This is a genomic window from Streptomyces sp. (genome assembly GCF_019510245.1).
Taxonomy (GTDB): Bacteria; Actinomycetota; Actinomycetes; order Streptomycetales; family Streptomycetaceae; genus Streptomyces.
On sequence record NZ_JAEKKT010000539.1, the window covers coordinates 1 to 1255 of the forward strand.

Annotated in this window: 2 protein-coding genes and 1 pseudogene; 2 read left to right on the forward strand and 1 reads right to left on the reverse strand. The window is 72.0% G+C overall.

What is annotated here, in order from left to right:
* Window positions 1-505, reverse strand: a pseudogene (locus JF597_RS55185) (heavy metal translocating P-type ATPase); the annotation flags it as partial.
* Between the two features lie 57 nt (window positions 506-562).
* Here JF597_RS55185 and JF597_RS55190 point away from each other — a divergent pair.
* Window positions 563-925: a metalloregulator ArsR/SmtB family transcription factor gene (locus JF597_RS55190; protein ID WP_057608409.1), complete on the forward strand. Its 363-nt coding sequence runs from the start codon at window positions 563-565 to the stop codon at window positions 923-925.
* Window positions 926-941: 16 nt separating this feature from the next.
* Window positions 942-1255, forward strand: a 314-nt coding sequence (locus JF597_RS55195) for an MFS transporter (protein WP_294014820.1), incomplete at its 3' end; no start/stop codon positions are given.

Sequence of the window (1255 nt, forward strand, 5' to 3'; positions counted from 1 at the left end):
ACAGGATGTCGCCCACGGCGAGTTCACTCGTCGGGACCGGTTCCTCGCCGCGCTCCGTCACCCGGGTCGCCATCGAGGGCGCGAGGTCGAGCAGGCCGCGTACCGAGTCGGCGGTGCGGGCGGTGGCCAGTGCCTCCAGAGCGCCGGACGTGGCGAAGATGACGATCAGGAGGGCACCGTCCCGGACCTGTCCGATCGCGGCGGCGCCCAGTGCGGCGACGATCATCAGCAGGTCGACGTCCAGGGTTCTGCCGCGCAGTGCCCTGAGCCCCTCGAGGGCCGGTTCCCAGCCGCCGGCGAGATAGGCGACCGCGTACAGCGGGCCGTACGCCCACCACGGCAGGCCGCCGAGGTCCAGGGCGAGGGCCGCCAGGAAGGCGACGGTCGACGCCAGCGCCCAGCGGGCCTCGGGCAGGGCCAGGACGCGGGTGCGGCGGCGGGGTGCCGGGCGGGCGGGTGAGGGGACACGAATGGGGGTGAGAGTCGTGGACACCGGAGCAACCATACAGGAACACATGAAGACTCATTCATCTGTTCATGTGCGGTGGGTAAGATACCGCCCATGGGTCATGGAGCCGTCACCACCGCGCAGGAAACCGCCGAGCGCGTACGTCTGGACGCGGCCAACGTGGCGAAGGTGGCGACCACCCTCCAGGCCCTGTCCACCCCCTCCCGGCTGCTGATCCTCGCGAGGCTGCGCGAGGGTCCATTGCCGGCCACGGAGCTGGCCGCCGAGGTGGGGATGGAGCAGTCGGCGTGCTCGCACCAACTGCGGCTGCTGCGCAATCTGGGCCTGGTGGTGGGCGAGCGCCGGGGCCGGTCGGTGGTGTACGCGCTGCACGACCACCATGTGGCCGAGTTGCTCGACCAGGCCGTGTACCACGTCGAACATCTGCGGCTGGGGCTCAGTGACGCCACCGAGTGAGCCGCCCCGGCGTCTGATGTGGCCGCTGTACGCGGCCGGTTTCACCACCGCCTTCGGCGCGCACGGCATCGCGGCGAACCTCGGCGCGGACTCGGCGGACGCGGTCACCTCACTGCTCGTGCTGGGCGGTCTGCTCGCCCTGTACGACGGTGCCGAAGTCGTGCTGAAACCAGTGTTCGGCACGATCGCCGACCGGATCGGGGCGCGCCCCGTGCTGCTCGGCGGACTGGTGGCCTTCGCCGTCGCGTCCGCGCTCTACGCCCTCGCCGACAGCCCCGGGTGGCTGTGGGCCGCGCGGCTGGGGCAGGGCGCGGCGGCCTCCGCCTTCTC